The organism is Methylibium sp. T29, assembly GCF_000576205.1.
GTDB lineage: Bacteria > Pseudomonadota > Gammaproteobacteria > Burkholderiales > Burkholderiaceae_C > Methylibium > Methylibium petroleiphilum.
On the sequence record NZ_AZND01000418.1, the window covers coordinates 1 to 1,941 of the forward strand.

Consider the following 1,941-nt stretch of genomic DNA (forward strand, 5'->3'; position numbering starts at 1 on the left):
CTCGCCCGCTGCCCGGCGCATCACGCAGCGTCCGCACGCCGCCGATCTGGCGCGCCAGCACGGTCGCGGCACGGCCCAGATCGCGCAGCGCATAGCTGACCGAGCGCCGCAGCACCGGGTAGTCGCTGCCCGGAGGCAGCGCGCGCCGCTCTTGGCGCGCCAGCAGGTCGCGCGCGATCGCGAAGCGCTTGCTGGCGAAGGCCACCGGATCGTCGCCGAGGTCGAACTGCAGCGCCTCGGGGTCGATGCCCAGCGCGTTGTCCTCGTCGGTGCCGTAGGCCAGCTCGGGTTCGGCGCTGCGGGCGGCGATGCGCGACAGTTCGGCCGCCTCGTCGGCCGCGGAGAGCGGCTTGTAGCCGTACTCGATGGCCCAGTAGTCGTAGGGACCGAGCGTGGTCTGGAACGGCACGCCGCCGGCCTGGCCGGGCGCCGGCAGGTTGACGGCGGCGTACTCCATCACCGAGCCGGTCAGCGCATGGTCGGCGGTGAAGGCCGGGTCGGACAGCTGCGCCTCGCCGTAGACCCGGGAGGCACGGAAGTTGTGGCGCAGCCCCAGCGTGTGGCCGACCTCGTGCATCGTCACGTCCTTCAGGTAGGCCAGCACGTAGGCCTCGGTGTCGAGGCTGCCGGGATCGAGTTCGCCGCGCGCCTCGAGCACGTCGAGCGCGTAGCCGAGCTGCTCGGCGGCGCCATCGGCGTGAGTGCAGGCAGCGGCGTCATGCCCCGCATGCGTGTCCGGGCCCTGACCGATCGCGAGCACCTGGGCGCGCTCGGTGCGGCGGTTGCGCGAGGACAGGCTCTCGATGCCGATGTCGGCATCGACGATTTCGCCGCTGCGCGGATCGACGTGGCTCGGGCCGATGGCGCCGAAGGACGGTGCCGCGTTGGTCATCCAGCGCACCGAGGCGCGGTTCACGTCCAGCGTGTCGAAGTCGGCATCGTCGGGCTGCACCTCGACGCGAATCGCATCACGGAAACCGATGCGCTCGAAGGCCTTGTTCCACTCCAGGATGCCGGCGCTGATGGCGCCGCGGTACTTGTCCGGGATGCTGCGGTCCAGCCAGTAGGTGATGGGCTTGACCGGCTCGGACAGCGCCGCCGCCGGGTCCTTCTTCTCCAGACGCCAGCGGTTGACGAAGCGCTGGCGCGGCGAGCGCGCGAGGTCGTCGCTGAAATCGCTGCGCACGCTCTGGAAGTAGCCGATGCGGGGATCGGAGGCACGCGGCGCCATCGGCTGCTCGGGCAACCGGGCCAGCGCGTAGTAGACGGTGACGAACAGGCTGCGTGCGTCGGGCACGGTGCCGGGCGTGCTCGGCACCACCGTCGCGCCCGGCTGGGCCTGGGCGATGCGGGCGGTGGCGTAATGCCCCAGCACCTCGAAGCTCACCGCGTCGGGCAGCGCGCGCTCCTTGCCGATCGCGGAGTTGCGCGCCTCGAAGGCGTAGCCTTGGCGGTAGCTGCGGTCCAGCGTCGAGGCAATGCCCAGCAGATCGCCGACGAACAGCGCATTGAGCTCGACCAGCACCGACTTGCGTTGCGGGTGCGGCTGGCTGGCCACCGGCGCGCTGGTGACGAGGCTCGGCGAGAACGCCGCCTGCACCGCACGGCCGGTCGGCGTGCCCGTGGCGGCGGTGTACGCGAGGTTCGGCGCGATCAACTGCACCTGATTGTTGAGCCGGCGGAACTCGACGATGCGCGGGCTGCTGGCCATCAGGCCGCCGAACAGCCCGGCCTCGCCGATGCCGGTGGCCAGCTTGGGCGAAAAGAAGTAAGGCCGGTTCAGATCCTCGGGCTTCAGCTCGAGCCAGAGCTTGTCCTCCTTGCGCCACAGCGTGAACAGGCCTTCGCTGGCCTTGGCGTCCTTCACCACTGTCGCGAAGGCCGGCGGCGCACCGGGTGCCGGTGCAGGCGCCGAAGCGGCCCCCGCGGCGGCCGGTGGCG

At 71.5% G+C, this 1,941-nt stretch carries 1 protein-coding gene; it reads right to left on the reverse strand.

Annotated features, from left to right (window positions below):
* On the reverse strand, positions 1-1,867 hold a 1,867-nt coding region (locus x551_RS21610; protein WP_253950449.1), incomplete at its 3' end, for a zinc-dependent metalloprotease.
* Between the last annotated feature and the right edge of the window lie 74 nt (positions 1,868-1,941).